Source organism: Jeotgalibacillus aurantiacus (assembly GCF_020595125.1).
Classification (GTDB): Bacteria; Bacillota; Bacilli; order Bacillales; family Jeotgalibacillaceae; genus Jeotgalibacillus; species Jeotgalibacillus aurantiacus.
This window is the reverse complement of record NZ_JACNMS010000007.1, coordinates 74,149-88,671: the sequence shown is the minus strand read 5'-3', so window position 1 is coordinate 88,671 and position 14,523 is coordinate 74,149. Positions and strand designations below refer to the sequence as shown.

Below are 14,523 nucleotides of genomic sequence, written 5' to 3'. Positions count from 1 at the left end.
GCCCGTCTCCGCTTTTCTGTGGCCGGGCGGTGAACCCGCTGTGCTTCGCACATCGGTTTCACCTGTCCCTTTCCGCCATAGGAGTCTGCGGATGTCCCCCAGCCCTATTGTTTATAATCCGCTTATTTCAAATTGCCGCGTAGTAGCTAACGATATTAAGCAAGGCTGATCCGCGCGAAACATTGTATCGCGACAATTGAAAAAAATCACACACATTTAAGGCTGAAATTCTAACCTACTTAACTCAACGGCAGCTGGCTTTGGTCGGTTCTTGCCTGCTGGGCAGCGGTCTGGATTTTGTTCGGTGTTTCCTGCTCAGGTTTGTACCAGTTCTGCTGCTGCATTAAAGAATAAAGTGTGTGCTGCTGTCGTGCTGTTTCCTCTGAAATAGACTGGATAAATTGAAACAGCGGCTGATTACTGGCTTCATTGGCGGCTACACTGTAGCTGACTGCCAGATGTTTTTCGAGAATAAGAATATCCGTTGCCCAGTCACGATCGGTCATGACGGCGTTTGTCTGAATCTCCTGCATGCTGATTCCTCCTTATTGAATTTGTCCCGGCTGTGTCTGCTGTGACTGGCCTGCCAGGAAAGCTGTTGTTTTCTCATAGTGATTTCTGTGCATCGTGCAGCATGTTTCAAGCTGTGCTTTTAATTGAGGATTCGTACACTGAGCGGCAGCGTAATGCGCTTTCTTCGCCGCAAGCATGTTCCATTCAAGAACATCCTTCAGATAAAGAACATCCTTCGTAGAAAGTGACTGTTGATTCATCTCTTATCCCTCCTTTAAAATCAGACTTAATTTGTCCAAATAATTCAGGTTTTATGCACCTTTCCTTGTATTCAAATAAAAGGATTAATGATAGAATTAGACTGATTCATGTAACGATTTCCTATTTTCAAAAAATAGAAAGCGCTTGCAGGAAATATTTGATTCAGGGGGTTTACATCATGGAACGAGTGATGCGTGATTTCTTTTTGTTTTTATCTAAAAATAAGCCGATGACTAAGGCGGCAAAGCAGTACGGACTGCGTTTCGGAGCAGCGCGCTTTGTAGCTGGTGAAACAGTTGAGCAGGCGGTTGAAGCCATCAAAAAACTTAATGAAGAAGGGCTTTGCGTCACGCTTGATTATCTGGGTGAATTTATAGATAACGAACAGGAAGCTGCAGAGATGACTGATCAATGTGTGAAAGCCGTGCACGCGATCGGTGAACACAACCTTGATTCACAGCTGTCACTCAAGCTGACATCAATGGGCCTTGACCTTTCAGAAGAGATTGCACTTGAAAACATGCGCAGAATCCTTGATGCTGCGGTTCAACATAACGTATTTGTCACCATTGACATGGAAGACTACGAAAGATGCGGCAAGACACTCAACATTTTCAAACAGCTCAAATCTGAATACGACAACATTGGCACCGTGATTCAGGCATACCTGTACCGTACAGAAGAAGACATGGTCGCCCTGAATGAATTTTCACCAAACCTGAGACTCGTAAAAGGCGCTTACAAAGAATCACCTGAAGTCGCCTACACAGAAAAAAGCCAGGTCGATGAAAACTTCCGTAAAATTATCAAAATGCATCTGCTAAACGGCAACTACACAGCCGTTGCTACACATGACGATGCGATCATTGACTATACAATCAAGCTGGTCGAAGGGCATAATATTCCAGCTGATCAATTCGAATTCCAGATGCTTTTCGGCATCCGCGAAGAACTTCAGCGCGAGCTTCATAAAAAAGGCTACAAAATGCGCGTATACATGCCATTTGGGACAGACTGGTACGGCTACTTCATGCGCCGCCTAGCAGAACGCCCAGCCAACGTGGCATTTGTTGCTAAAGGGATTATCAGTAAATAAACATAACCGGGCCGTATTCCCCCTGCGCTTTCCGTGGCCGGGCGGTGAACCCGCTGTGCTTCGCACATCGGTTTCACCTGTCCCTTTCCGCCACAGGAGTCTCCGGGGGAATACGGCCCTTTTTTATTGAAATATGCATAGGTGGAATTTTAAGAGAGTTATTAAAGATTTTCATTTTGGCATCTGTTATATGTGGGTGTGAGGTTTTTGCATTAAATTCAATTTTATTAAAACAATAAAAGTACCGGGGGATTCCGCAGACTCCCTGCGGCAGAGGAGCGACAGGTGAGACAGCGTAATGCGAAGCATTAGCTGGCTCACCGCGCGGCCGCGGAAAGCGGAGGAATCCCCCGGTACGGTTTTTAATAAATACACTCAAATCAATAAATCACAGTCACACCACTCATTTTTTTACATAAAATAATGAAAGCGCTTTTTTAATGGTTGATTAATAGTGTGCCATCCATTAAAATGAAATTGTAAAGAATTTTCTTATATTTTTTTATCCAAAAAATGAATGATGATTCATTCAATAAACGGAAATGCACAATAAGGGGGATATTCAGTTGAGCAGACGTATTCAAAAAGCTGCCGTTATCGGATCAGGCGTCATGGGATCTGGCATTGCAGCACATTTAGCTAATATCGGTATTCCAGCGATGCTGTTAGACATCGTTCCGAATGAATTAACGGATGAGGAAAAAGCAAAAGGCCTTACACTAGAAGATCGCGCAGTGCGCAACCGCTTCAGTGAAGGAGCCATTAAAAAATTATTCAAACAAAAACCGGCACCGCTTGCGACGAAGTCAAATGCAGCACTGATTCAGGCTGGTAACCTTGAGGATCATCTTGAGCAGCTTGGTGAAGTGGACTGGATTATTGAAGTGGTTGTTGAAAATCTTGATGTGAAAAAGAAAGTGTTTGAGAAAGTGGAGCAGTACCGAAAGCAGGACAGTATTGTCAGCTCGAATACGTCAGGGATCTCCATTGAGGCGATGACTGAGGGACGTTCGAAGAATTTCAGAAAGAACTTCCTTGGAACTCACTTTTTTAACCCGCCACGTTATCTGAAGCTGCTGGAAGTCATTCCTACAGCGGATACGGACCCGGAAGTCGTTCAGTTTATGAAGGTATTCGGTGAGGATGTTCTGGGTAAAGGAGTCGTATTTGCGAAGGATACGCCGAACTTTATTGCCAATCGCATCGGTACATACGGTCTGCTCGTCACGGTAAAAGAGATGCTGAAAGGCGGATACAGTGTTGGGGAGGTTGACTCCGTAACGGGACCGCTGATCGGGCGTCCGAAGAGTGCGACATTCCGTACGCTGGATGTAGTAGGACTTGATACATTCATTCACGTAGCGAAAAACGTCTATGACAAAGTGGACGGTCAGGAAAAAGAAGTGTTTGAAGTTCCGGACTTTATGCTTCAAATGCGTGACAATGGCTGGCTTGGAAGTAAGTCAGGTCAGGGATTCTTTAAGAAGGAAGGCAAGGAAATCCTGCAGCTGAATCCTGAATCAATGGAGTATGAAGCACGCGGAAAATTGAAGGCTGCCTCTGTTGAGATGGCGAAGCAGGAGAAAGGCTTCTCCGGCAAGCTGAAGACGCTTGTTTACGGTAAAGACCGTGCATCTGAGCTGTTATGGTCAATTCTTGCACCGGTTCTTGTGTACTCGGCTGAACTGACAGGTGAGATTGCAGACGATATTACCGGTATTGATCAGGCGATGAAATGGGGCTTCGGCTGGGAAAAGGGTCCTTTTGAAACGTGGGATGCCATTGGTGTAGCAAAATCAGTTGAAAGAATGAAGGCTGAAGGCTTACACGTTCCTGCGTGGGTGGAAGAGATGATCGCAAACGGTCATGACTCCTTCTACAAAGAAGAAAATGGAGATCTTTTCTTCTATTATAACGGTGAATACCGTTTGATCGTTGGAAATGAAAAAGCGATCAACCTGAAGCAGCTGAAGAAAAAGCAGGGTGTCATTAAAAAGAACACGGGTGCAAGCCTGATTGATCTTGGAGATGGCGTTGCGCTTCTTGAATTCCACTCGCCGAATAATGCGATTGGTATGGACATTATCCAGATGATTAATTTCGCGGTTGAGGAAGTGTCTAAAAACTATAAAGGTCTTGTTATCGGGAACCAGGGCAAGAACTTCTGTGTTGGTGCGAACCTTGCGATGATCCTGATGGAAGCGCAGGATGATAACGTGTTTGAAATCGATATGGTCGTGAAGCATTTCCAGGAAGCGATGATGAAGCTGAAATACAGCTCGTTCCCTGTTGTGGCTGCACCATTCGGAATGACGCTCGGCGGTGGAACAGAGGTTTGTCTGCCGGCTGATCACATTCAGGCATCAGCTGAAACGTATATGGGACTTGTTGAAGTCGGTGTTGGCTTAATCCCTGGCGGTGGTGGAAATAAAGAGCTTTACCTGAATTACTACAACTCACTTCCAAAGGGTGTTGATTTCGACCTTCAGAAAGTTGCGAACAAAGTGTTTGAAACGATTGCGATGGCGAAGGTGTCAACATCAGCTGCTGAAGCGCGTGACAATCACTTCCTGACAGCGTCAGACGGCATCAGTGTCAATGGAGATCACCTCATTTATGACGCGAAGCAGGCGGTCATTCATTTAGCGGAGCACTATACAGCTCCTGTTAAAAAGAAAGTACCGGTTGTCGGTGAAACAGGTTACGCAACATTATTGCTTGGGGCACAGTCGATGCACCAGTCAGGCTTTATCTCAGAGCATGATCTGAAAATCGCCAAAAAGCTTGCATATGTGATTGCAGGTGGAAAAGTTCCGTTTGGTACAGAAGTTGATGAAGAATATCTGCTTCGCCTTGAGAGAGAAGCCTTCCTGAGCCTGATTCAGGAACAGAAATCTCAAATGAGAATGCAGCACATGCTCGTAAAAGGCAGACCGCTTCGTAACTAATTAAAGATGGCAGCAGGCTTAGTTTTTCAGCCGCTGCATTCATAGATTGAAAGAATCGATGAGACATAAAGGGGGAGCACCATGCGTGAAGCAGTGATTGTGGCTGGAGCAAGAACTCCGGTCGGAAAAGCAAAAAAAGGAACGCTGGCTCATGTGCGTCCGGATGATTTGGGAGCACTTGCAGTCCGCGAAACATTAAAGCGTGCAGGAAATTATGATGGGGAAATCGATGATCTGATTTTCGGTTGTGCGATGCCGGAAGCAGAACAGGGAATGAATATGGCGCGTAATATCGGCGCGCTTGCAGGATTATCTTATACGGTTCCGGCAATTACGATTAACCGCTACTGTTCATCAGGACTTCAGTCTATTGCATATGGTGCTGAGCGCATTATGCTTGGGCAGGCTGACACGGTCATTGCCGGTGGAGCAGAATCCATGAGTCTTGTGCCGATGATGGGTCACACTGTGCGACCGAATGTCAAAATTGCGGAAGAAATGCCTGAGTATTATATGAGTATGGGTCATACAGCAGAGCAGGTTGCTCAAAAGTATGGCATCTCACGTGAGGATCAGGATGCATTTGCCGTTCGCAGTCACCAGAAGGCAGCAAAGGCGCTTGCTGAAGGAAAGTTTGATGATGAAATCGTACCGGTAGATGTGACGTTCCGTTCTGTCGGAAGAGACAATCAGCTTCAGGAAAGAACAATCCAGTTCACACAGGATGAAGGTGTTCGTGCTGATTCAACCGTTGAATCACTGAGCAGACTCCGCCCGGCATTTTCCACAACGGGAAGTGTCACTGCAGGTAATGCTTCTCAGACGAGTGATGGAGCCGCTGCTGTCATGGTGATGGAACGTGAAAAGGCTGAAGCGTTAGGTTTAAAGCCGATTGCGAAGTTCCGTTCATTTGCAGTAGGAGGCGTACCACCAGAGATCATGGGTGTTGGTCCGGTTGAAGCGATTCCGAAAGCATTGAAACTCGCAGGCCTTTCACTTTCTGATATTGATCTCTTCGAACTGAATGAAGCCTTTGCTTCCCAGTCAATTCAGGTCATCAGACAGCTTGGACTGAATGAAGATATTATCAATGTAAATGGTGGCGCTATTGCCCTTGGTCATCCACTTGGCTGTACAGGTGCAAAGCTGACACTGTCACTGCTTCATGAACTGCAGCGCAGACAGCAGCAGTTTGGAGTTGTCACGATGTGTATCGGTGGCGGAATGGGTGCTGCCGGCGTATTTGAAATGATTAACTAATTCATTAATGGCTCATTCGTGCTTTTAAAGGTGCGCCGTTCCATCACGAACGGTCCCTTGCAACCGGGTCTTGCGTTGTCCCATTTCTGCTCAGTTTGCAGGATCCGGTTCCAAGGGAAATGAGTCTCAAACTAAACGAACAAACAGGGAGGAATTTTTCATGTCAAACGAAACAAAACAGCTTGTAAAAGGCGGAAGTTTTCTAATTGAGGATGTGGAAGCAGCAAGCGTATTCACACCGGAGGATTACACAGATGAACAGAAAATGATTGCCAAAACAACTGAGGATTACGTATTAAACGAAGTCGTTCCTGAAGTGGAGCACATCGAAAATCATGAGTTTGACCGTTCAGTCAAGCTGTTAAAATCAGCTGGTGAGCTTGGTCTTCTTGGAGCGGATGTTCCTGAAGAGTACGGCGGCCTTGGACTTGATAAGATCAGCTCAGCTTTAATTGCTGAAAAAATGTCACGTGCAGGCGGCTTCTCCATTACACACGGTGCACACGTTGGAATCGGATCTCTGCCAATCGTTCTTTTCGGAAACGAAGAACAGAAGCAAAAGTATCTGCCAGCCCTTGCAACAGGTGAAAAAATCGCTGCTTACGCATTAACAGAGCCGGGTTCGGGATCGGATGCACTTGGTGCTAAAACGACGGCTAAGCTGAACGAAGCAGGTACTCACTACGTGTTAAACGGTGAAAAGCAGTGGATCACCAATGCCGGTTTTGCTGACGTATTTGTTGTTTATGCAAAAATCGACGGAGAACACTTCTCTACATTTATCGTTGAACGTGAATTCCCAGGCGTGTCAGTAGGCGCTGAAGAAAAGAAAATGGGTATTAAGAGTTCCTCTACACGTACACTGATCCTTGAAGATGCTGAAGTACCGGTTGAGAATCTTCTTGGTGAGCACGGTAAAGGACATGTGATCGCGTTTAACATCCTGAACATTGGACGTTACAAGCTTGGAGTAGGTACGGTTGGTGCTTCTAAGCGTGCGCTTGAGCTTGCAGTTAAATATACAAACGAGCGTAAGCAGTTCAATACGCCGATCTCTTCTTTTAACCTGACAAAAGAAAAGCTTGCGACAATGGGTGCAAAGCTTTATGCAACAGAAAGCTCTGTGTACCGTACAGTTGGTCTGTTCGAAGACCGTATGAGCCAGCTTTCTGATGAGGAAATTAAGGATGGAAAAGAAGTAGCAAAATCAATCGCTGAATATGCGATTGAGTGCTCACTGAACAAAGTGTTTGGAACTGAAACACTTGACTATATCGCGGATGAGGCTGTTCAGCTTCACGGCGGTTACGGCTTCATGCAGGAATATGAGGTTGAGCGAATTTACCGTGACTCCCGTATCAACCGTATTTTCGAAGGAACAAACGAAATCAACCGTCTTCTCGTTCCAGGAACTTACCTGCGTAAAGCAATGAAAGGCGAGCTTCCACTTCTTCAAAAAGCACAGGCGCTTCAGGGTGAACTGATGACGATGATGCCTGAAGAAATCAGTGACGAGCCGCTGGCGCAGGAAGCATACCTTGTGAAAAATGCAAAGAAAATCGGTCTTTTAGCTGCCGGTCTTGCTGCTCAGAAATACGGAAAAGCACTTGAAGCAGAACAGGAAATCCTGGTAAACATTGCAGATATCGTATCACTTGCTTACGCGATGGAATCTGCTCTTCTCCGTACACAAAAAGCAGTTGAAAAGTCAGGCCTTGAAAAGAACCAGCAAAAAGTTCTTTACACACAAATCTTCTGTCAGGAAGCATTCAACGAAATCGAAGGACACGCGAAAGAAACACTGATCGCAGCTGAGAGCGGCGACACACTTCGCATGATGCTGTCTGCCCTTCGCAAATTCACTCGCTACACGCCAGTGAACCTGATTCCAAAGAAACGCGAAGCAGCTGCAACACTGATTACGGCTGAGAAATTTGTGGTTTGATCATTAAGCAAACTTGGAGCACTCTTTTATAGGGTGCTCTTTTTAATGTTTAAGAATTGATGATAAAAGGAAGAGTAAGTCATTGACATATAGGGGCTTTACTATTATTATATGTTTAAACTTTTAAACATATAAACAGAAGGAGTGGTTGAGATGAATGTGTTGATAACTGGTGCGTCTGGTGGAATCGGGATGGAGCTTGCCAAGCTGTATGCGGAGAAGGGTCATACATTACTTTTAGCGGCGAGAAGTGAGGAGAAGCTTAGGGAACTGGCTGAAGAATGGACGCGTAAATTTACGATTGAAACCCATATTTTCAAAAGCGACTTATCAAAAGCCGGAGCTGCTGAAAAACTTTATGCTGAAGTGAAAGCAAAAGGGTTATCGGTTGATATATTGATCAATAATGCCGGAGTCGGTCTCTTCGGCGAATTTCATAAAACAGATCTCGTAAAGGAGCAGGAGATGATTCAGTTGAACATTACCTCGCTGACTGAGCTCTCCAAGCTGTTTGGCCGTGAAATGGTCGAGGCGAAGCAAGGGAAAATTCTCAATGTCGCATCAACCGCTGCCTTTTTCCCTGGTCCGCTGATGGCGGTTTATTATGCGTCAAAGGCTTATGTGAAATCGCTGACAGAAGCGCTTGATAACGAATGGTCAGAGCATGGTGTGCAGGTATCAGGCCTTTATCCTGGTCCAACGAGTACGGGCTTTAAGGATGCAGCTGAACTGGATAACTCGAAGCTGTTTAAGAACGGAACGATGAAAGCGGAAGCGGTAGCTAAGATTACATTTATAGAATTTATGAATGGCAAAAGACAGATTATCCCAGGTGGTATGAACAAGATACAGTCCAAGGCCAGCCGTCTCATTTCCCGGAAAACGGCAGCAAATATTGTGAGAAAAACGCAGGACAGGGTATAATATTGGCAGGAACGGGGTGACAGCAATGGGGGAACAGGCAGTAAAAGCATTTCGCGACTGTATACCATTATTTCAGGCGCTGAGTGATCCGTATCGTCAGGATATTGTGTTGATTCTGGCTGATATAGATTCCATGACGGTCAATCAATTGACAGACAGACTTCCACTTTCCCGTCCCGCTGTTTCACACCATTTAAAAATCCTTCGTGAGCAGGGCATTTTGAAAATGGAACAGCAGGGCACACAGCGGTATTATTCACTCGCCCTCGAAGGTGCACTGGAGCAGCTGAAGCATTTAATTATTACGGTAGAAGACCGTTGTTATTAGATAAGGAGGAGTTACTATGGCAATTACTTTTTATACGTATCCGAAATGCGGCACGTGCCGTAAAGCAAAAAAATGGCTCGATGAAAATGAAGTGAATTATTCAGAGATTCATTTAGTGGAATCTCCGCCATCGAAAGAGACGTTAAAAGATCTTCATGAAAAAAGCGGCGTGGAGCTCAAAAAATTCTTTAATACGAGCGGGATGAAATACCGTGAGCTTGGATTAAAGGACAAGCTTCCTACAATGAGCGATGATGAAAAGCTTGAGCTTCTTGCTTCTGACGGAATGCTGATCAAGCGCCCTCTGACAACAGACGGCAAACACGTAACAGTCGGCTTCAAAGAGCCCGAATTCGAAGAGAACTGGAAGGCATAAACATAGAAAGTTTTCTTGTTTTCACGGGCTGATTGTGACAAGATGAAAGAGTGAAATGATCTTTTAACATATGGAGGGAAAAACATGAGTTCACCAAAAGAATTGCGTTATTCTGAAGAGCATGAGTGGGTAAAGGTTGAAGACGGAAAAGCAACAATCGGCATCACAAAGTTCGCACAGTCCGAGCTTGGCGATATCGTATTTGTTGAGCTTCCTGAAGTAGGCGATGAGCTGAAGGCAGATGAGCCATTCGGAAGTGTTGAGTCAGTTAAGACCGTTTCTGAGCTTTACGCACCAGTCAGCGGTAAAGTAGTTGAAGTCAACGAAGACCTTAACGACAGCCCTGAATACGTGAATGAATCTCCATACGAAAAGGCATGGATGGTTGTAGTGGAAATGTCCGACGAGTCAGAGCTTGATGAGCTGATGGACGCAGAAGCATACGACAACATGACAAACGAAGGGTAATACATAAAAAAACACCGCTGCGGCGGTGTTTTTTTCGATATGCGTACTTGAATAAACCGTGCCAGGTCATTCCTTCGCTTTCCGCGGCCGCGCGGTGAGCCAGCTAATGCTCCGCATTACGCTGTCTCACCTGTCGCTCCTCTGCCGCAGGGAGTCTACGGAATGACCCGGCACTCTTTGTAGTGATTTTATTAAAGCGGTATTTTATAAGTGACCAGGTTTTGTGTGAGTGTGATCAAGCTGAATAGGAAAGTGACCAAGTCGCCTCCGAATTTCAAATCATTTACCCAAGATCATGAAGAGCCCCCGGTCTGCGCCGGGATTTTTCGTGAGAGTGGTTAAATAACGGCTGAGAGTGGTTAAGTAACTAAGGAAAGTGGTCAAATAAAACAAAAGAGTGGTTGAATAAACCGAATAAGTTGTCAAATAACCTCAAAGAGTGGTCAAATAAACCTGCTGGACGAGTCGCCTCCGCCTTTCAAATAATTTGCATTTCCCACCCATACAGGCGAAAATAAAGGTAGTATCATATACTGGAATCAAGCCGTGACTAAGGATGATAGGGTGTGATCGGGTATGGATGATTTGTATGGGAAGGTCATTATTGTTGAGGGGACTTCTGATAAGAGGAAGGTGCAGCCGATTATCAGGGAGCCTGTTGAAATTATTTGCACGAATGGAACGATCAGTTTGACAAAGATGGATGAATTGATTGATCAGCTTTTTAATAGAGAAGTGTATATTCTGGTTGATGCTGATGAAGCGGGTGAGAAGCTTAGAAAGCTGTTTAAACGCGAGTTTCCTGAGGCAGGACATCTTTACATTGACCGCATGTACAAAGAAGTGGCGACTACACCGGAACAGCATCTGGCATCGGTTCTGGTTGGAGCGGATATTGATATTTACACGGAGTATTTGGAAAAAAGGATGAATTCTTAAATGATAAAGGAATGGAACATTGACCAACTGAATACACATATTCAAACAGGCGAAAGCACTGCGATGTATTTGTATACGCCGATGTGCGGAACGTGTAAGCTCGCCGGTAAAATGCTAGAGGTGACAGCTGCTGCAGTGAAGGAACCTGTGATCGGTAAAGCGGATCTGAATTATGTGGAGTCGCTGGCAGAGAAATATGAAATTGAAAGCGTACCTTGTTTATTGCTATTCAAAGACGGCCGGCTGCAGGAGAAGATTTATAAATTCGAATCGGTCCCGACTTTATTTGAAGCATTTCAACGCTTAACCTTACAGACAAAATAATTAAACTTTTTTGTTGACTTTAAAAAATCAGCATGATACGATTTGTCTCGTACTCAAATGAAACGACATTAATCGACATTTAAATATAGTTAACTCTTATCAAGAGTGGTGGAGGGACGTGCCCGATGAAACCCGGCAACCGACAGTCAGCTGACTGGAAAGGTGCCAAGTCACACAGGATAACCTGGCAGATGAGAGAAAGACGTCTATTACGTACGCCTTTCTGCTTATCTGCGGGAAGGCGTTTTTTTTGATCCCGGGAAGGTGCCGGGGGACAGGCACTATTAAACGTTGATCCTTTAACGGGATAATAAGTTAATTTATGAAAGTAGGTGATGGCATGATTACCATCTCAGATGTTAAAAAAATCTTTAAGACGAAAAGCGGTTTGTTAACTGCTGTTGATAACGTTAATCTTCAGATCCAGGAAGGCGAAATTTTTGGTGTCATTGGCTACAGTGGTGCCGGAAAAAGTACGCTGATCCGTATGTTAAACGGCCTGGAGCAGCCATCGGAAGGAAAAGTAGACATTAACGGTAAAGTGATTTCCTCTATAAAAGGCGGAGACCTCCGAAAAGCCCGACAAAAAATCAGCATGATCTTTCAGCACTTTAATCTGCTATGGTCAAGAACGGTTGCGGAAAACATTGCTTTTCCGCTTGAAATTGCCGGCGTACCAAAAAGTCAGCGCGAGAAGAAAGTGAACGAGCTGATTGAGCTGGTCGGACTTGAAGGAAGAGGGGATGCTTATCCTTCACAGCTTTCAGGCGGACAAAAGCAGCGCGTCGGTATTGCACGCGCACTGGCTAACGACCCTGAAGTACTGCTTTGTGATGAAGCAACCTCAGCACTCGATCCTCAGACAACGGACTCTATCCTCGAGCTTCTCGTTGACATCAATAAGCGTCTTGGTCTGACAATCGTCTTAATTACTCACGAGATGCATGTGATCCGCAAGATCTGTCACCGCGTTGCTGTGATGGAAAACGGAAAAGTAGTCGAACTTGGAAATGTGCTTGAAGTGTTCAAGCAGCCAAAACAGCCAATTACAAAGCGTTTCGTCCAGCAGGTAACAGAGCCGGAGGAAACGCGGGAAACAATTGAGCATCTGCTCAAGGATTATAAAGGTGGCATCGTTGTAAAGCTGTCTTTTGTAGGCGAATCTGCTGAGCAACCGCTCATTACAACCCTGATCCGTAAATTTGACCTTGATGTCAATATCGTTCAGGGTAAAATCTCTCAAACGCAAAATGGTTCATACGGTTCTCTCTTTATCCATCTTCGCGGAAATGATGATGAGGTTCAGAAAGCTGTAGCATTCATCGAAGAATCAAATGTCGGTGTGGAGGTGATCACACATGATTGAGCAGATTTTTCCGAATGTCGAATGGGAATCGATGTGGGAAGCCACATATGAAACGATTTACATGACGACATTATCAGTAGCCGCCACCTTCATTATTGGATTGGCTTTAGGCATTATTTTATTTTTAACGTCAAAAGGAAACCTGTGGGAAAACAAAGTCATTTATGCGATCACAAACGCACTGGTTAATATTTTCAGATCCATTCCGTTTATTATCCTGATTGTTTTGTTAATTCCATTTACCAGAGCTATGCTTGGAACGATTCGTGGTGCTGAGGCAGCACTGCCTGCGTTAATCATCGGAGCGGCTCCGTTTTATGCCCGTATGGTGGAGATTGCCCTTCGAGAAATTGATAAAGGTGTCATTGAAGCAGCCCGCTCTATGGGTGCAAAAGTCAGTACCATTATTTTTAAAGTCCTAATCCCGGAATCACTGCCTGCTTTAATATCAGGTATTACTGTAACCTCAATTGCGCTTGTCGGATACACAGCAATGGCTGGTGTAATCGGAGCAGGAGGACTTGGAAATCTTGCCTTCCTTGAAGGATTCCAGCGGAGCAGAGGTGATGTAACGCTTGCCGCAACAATTATCATTTTAATTATTGTATTTGTGATTCAGTTTGTTGGTGACTTATTCACACGCAGACTGGATAAAAGATAAAACCATTTTAAAGGAGAGACACACACATGAAAAAATTCGTAGCAGGAACATTCGCAGCAACAAGCATTTTGGTATTAGCCGCTTGCGGTTCAGATAATGCAGATGAGGGCATCGGTTCAGGTGAAGACGGCGAGCCGGTTGAACTGACTGTTGGAGCTTCCAACGTACCACACGCTGAAATTCTGGAGAAGGCACAGCCAATTCTTGAGGAAGAAGGCATTGAATTGAACATTGAAACTTACCAGGATTATATTCTTCCAAACCAGGATCTTGAAGCTGGTGAAATCGATGCAAACTACTTCCAGCACGTCCCTTACCTTGAGTCGCAAATGGCTGAATTAGGTTATGATTTTGCTAATGCAGGTGGAGTTCATATCGAACCAATCGGCGTTTATTCTCAAAAGCACGAATCACTTGAAGATCTTCCTGAAGGTGCAGAAATCCTGATGAGTAACTCAGTAGCTGACCATGGCCGTATTTTAACTATGCTTGAAAAAGAAGGGCTGATCACACTCGATCCTGAAGTGGACAAAACGAAAGCTGAAATCTCAGATATCGTAGAAAATCCAAAAAATCTTCAGTTTGAAGCAGACTATGAAGCAGCACTTCTTGTACAGCTTTATGAAAACAACGAAGGTGATGCTGTCCTGATCAACTCTAACTATGCAATTGATGCAGGTCTGAATCCACTTGAAGATTCCATCGCAGTGGAAGACTCAGATTCTCCATATGTTAACGTCATTGCTGTAAACAGCGGTGATGAAGAGAACGAAGCGATCCAGAAGCTTGTTGAAGTGTTGACTTCACAGGAAATTCAGGACTTCATTCTTGAAGAGTGGGAAGGATCAGTCGTACCGGTTGACGCTGAATAATTTGTTTTAGAAACGGATCTCTTGATGAGGTCCGTTTTTTTGATTCTTAAAAACCGGGCTCGACTCACCCTACGTTTTCCGTGGCCGGGCGGTGAACCCGCCTGCGCTTCGCACAGTCGGTTTCACCTGTCCCTTTCCGCCACAGGAGTCTACGGGTGAGTCGAGCCCTCTGAGTATAGAAATGCAACAAAGTTTGTGAGGTTAGAGATGAAGTTCGTGAGCTTGAGCTTCATGAATGTAAG

The 14,523-nt window shown here is 44.9% G+C and carries 15 protein-coding genes and 1 riboswitch; of the genes, 13 read left to right on the top strand and 2 right to left on the bottom strand.

Features of this window, described 5'->3' with window-relative positions:
• Positions 1-239: 239 nt before the first annotated feature.
• A complete protein-coding gene (locus H7968_RS16565) occupies positions 240-533 on the bottom strand; it encodes a spore coat protein (RefSeq protein WP_227397181.1) in 294 nt (97 codons plus the stop codon).
• A 12-nt stretch (positions 534-545) separates the two neighbouring features.
• A complete protein-coding gene (locus H7968_RS16560; RefSeq protein WP_227397180.1) occupies positions 546-773 on the bottom strand; it encodes a hypothetical protein in 228 nt (75 codons plus the stop codon).
• 179 nt (positions 774-952) lie between these two features.
• Between H7968_RS16560 and H7968_RS16555 the strand changes: the two genes are divergently transcribed.
• The 13 genes from H7968_RS16555 to H7968_RS16495 all read left to right on the top strand — a co-directional run bounded on the left by H7968_RS16555 (position 953) and on the right by H7968_RS16495 (position 14,281).
• Positions 953-1,870 carry a proline dehydrogenase family protein gene (locus H7968_RS16555; RefSeq protein WP_227397179.1) on the top strand — a complete coding sequence of 306 codons (918 nt, stop codon included), beginning with the start codon at positions 953-955 and terminating at the stop codon, positions 1,868-1,870.
• Positions 1,871-2,436: 566 nt separating this feature from the next.
• Positions 2,437-4,818: a 3-hydroxyacyl-CoA dehydrogenase/enoyl-CoA hydratase family protein gene (locus H7968_RS16550; RefSeq protein ID WP_227397178.1), complete on the top strand. Its 2,382-nt coding sequence runs from the start codon at positions 2,437-2,439 to the stop codon at positions 4,816-4,818.
• Positions 4,819-4,899: 81 nt separating this feature from the next.
• Positions 4,900-6,078, top strand: a complete 1,179-nt coding sequence (locus H7968_RS16545) for an acetyl-CoA C-acetyltransferase (protein WP_227397177.1) — start codon at positions 4,900-4,902, stop codon at positions 6,076-6,078.
• 160 nt (positions 6,079-6,238) lie between these two features.
• Entirely contained in the window at positions 6,239-8,023 is a 1,785-nt protein-coding gene (locus H7968_RS16540; protein WP_227397176.1) for an acyl-CoA dehydrogenase family protein, read from the top strand.
• Positions 8,024-8,176: 153 nt separating this feature from the next.
• The gene (locus H7968_RS16535; protein WP_227397175.1) at positions 8,177-8,947 is read left to right on the top strand and encodes an SDR family NAD(P)-dependent oxidoreductase; all 771 of its coding nucleotides are present in this window, start codon (positions 8,177-8,179) and stop codon (positions 8,945-8,947) included.
• A 25-nt stretch (positions 8,948-8,972) separates the two neighbouring features.
• Positions 8,973-9,275, top strand: coding sequence for an ArsR/SmtB family transcription factor (locus tag H7968_RS16530; RefSeq protein WP_134375887.1), 303 nt, complete (start codon positions 8,973-8,975; stop codon positions 9,273-9,275).
• 16 nt (positions 9,276-9,291) lie between these two features.
• Positions 9,292-9,651: an arsenate reductase family protein gene (locus H7968_RS16525; RefSeq protein WP_227397174.1), complete on the top strand. Its 360-nt coding sequence runs from the start codon at positions 9,292-9,294 to the stop codon at positions 9,649-9,651.
• Between the two features lie 84 nt (positions 9,652-9,735).
• Entirely contained in the window at positions 9,736-10,119 is a 384-nt protein-coding gene (gene gcvH, locus H7968_RS16520; protein WP_134375889.1) for a glycine cleavage system protein GcvH, read from the top strand.
• A gap of 576 nt (positions 10,120-10,695) precedes the next feature.
• Positions 10,696-11,058: a toprim domain-containing protein gene (locus tag H7968_RS16515; protein ID WP_134375890.1), complete on the top strand. Its 363-nt coding sequence runs from the start codon at positions 10,696-10,698 to the stop codon at positions 11,056-11,058.
• Entirely contained in the window at positions 11,059-11,382 is a 324-nt protein-coding gene (locus H7968_RS16510; protein ID WP_227397173.1) for a thioredoxin family protein, read from the top strand.
• Positions 11,383-11,475: 93 nt separating this feature from the next.
• Positions 11,476-11,580: riboswitch (SAM riboswitch) on the top strand.
• A 142-nt stretch (positions 11,581-11,722) separates the two neighbouring features.
• Positions 11,723-12,748 (top strand): methionine ABC transporter ATP-binding protein, encoded by a 1,026-nt coding sequence (locus tag H7968_RS16505; protein WP_227397172.1) that lies wholly within the window; start codon positions 11,723-11,725, stop codon positions 12,746-12,748.
• Positions 12,741-13,409: a methionine ABC transporter permease gene (locus tag H7968_RS16500; protein ID WP_227397171.1), complete on the top strand. Its 669-nt coding sequence runs from the start codon at positions 12,741-12,743 to the stop codon at positions 13,407-13,409. The genes H7968_RS16505 and H7968_RS16500 overlap by 8 nt, the downstream gene beginning before the upstream one ends.
• 26 nt (positions 13,410-13,435) lie before the next feature.
• Complete coding sequence (locus tag H7968_RS16495; RefSeq protein ID WP_227397170.1) at positions 13,436-14,281, top strand: MetQ/NlpA family ABC transporter substrate-binding protein; 846 nt, start codon at positions 13,436-13,438, stop codon at positions 14,279-14,281.
• Positions 14,282-14,523: the final 242 nt, after the last annotated feature.

What these genes read in the sequence shown, in the direction of transcription:
- H7968_RS16545 (WP_227397177.1), top strand. Translation starts at nt 4,900, where the DNA reads ATGCGTGAAGCAGTGATTGTGGCTGGAGCAAGAACTCCGGTCGGAAAA.
- H7968_RS16540 (WP_227397176.1), top strand. Translation starts at nt 6,239, where the DNA reads ATGTCAAACGAAACAAAACAGCTTGTAAAAGGCGGAAGTTTTCTAATT.
- H7968_RS16515 (WP_134375890.1), top strand. Translation starts at nt 10,696, where the DNA reads ATGGATGATTTGTATGGGAAGGTCATTATTGTTGAGGGGACTTCTGAT.
- H7968_RS16565 (WP_227397181.1), bottom strand. Translation starts at nt 533, where the DNA reads ATGCAGGAGATTCAGACAAACGCCGTCATGACCGATCGTGACTGGGCA.
- H7968_RS16560 (WP_227397180.1), bottom strand. Translation starts at nt 773, where the DNA reads ATGAATCAACAGTCACTTTCTACGAAGGATGTTCTTTATCTGAAGGAT.
- H7968_RS16535 (WP_227397175.1), top strand. Translation starts at nt 8,177, where the DNA reads ATGAATGTGTTGATAACTGGTGCGTCTGGTGGAATCGGGATGGAGCTT.
- H7968_RS16555 (WP_227397179.1), top strand. Translation starts at nt 953, where the DNA reads ATGGAACGAGTGATGCGTGATTTCTTTTTGTTTTTATCTAAAAATAAG.
- H7968_RS16530 (WP_134375887.1), top strand. Translation starts at nt 8,973, where the DNA reads ATGGGGGAACAGGCAGTAAAAGCATTTCGCGACTGTATACCATTATTT.
- H7968_RS16505 (WP_227397172.1), top strand. Translation starts at nt 11,723, where the DNA reads ATGATTACCATCTCAGATGTTAAAAAAATCTTTAAGACGAAAAGCGGT.
- H7968_RS16500 (WP_227397171.1), top strand. Translation starts at nt 12,741, where the DNA reads ATGATTGAGCAGATTTTTCCGAATGTCGAATGGGAATCGATGTGGGAA.
- H7968_RS16525 (WP_227397174.1), top strand. Translation starts at nt 9,292, where the DNA reads ATGGCAATTACTTTTTATACGTATCCGAAATGCGGCACGTGCCGTAAA.
- H7968_RS16510 (WP_227397173.1), top strand. Translation starts at nt 11,059, where the DNA reads ATGATAAAGGAATGGAACATTGACCAACTGAATACACATATTCAAACA.
- gcvH (WP_134375889.1), top strand. Translation starts at nt 9,736, where the DNA reads ATGAGTTCACCAAAAGAATTGCGTTATTCTGAAGAGCATGAGTGGGTA.
- H7968_RS16495 (WP_227397170.1), top strand. Translation starts at nt 13,436, where the DNA reads ATGAAAAAATTCGTAGCAGGAACATTCGCAGCAACAAGCATTTTGGTA.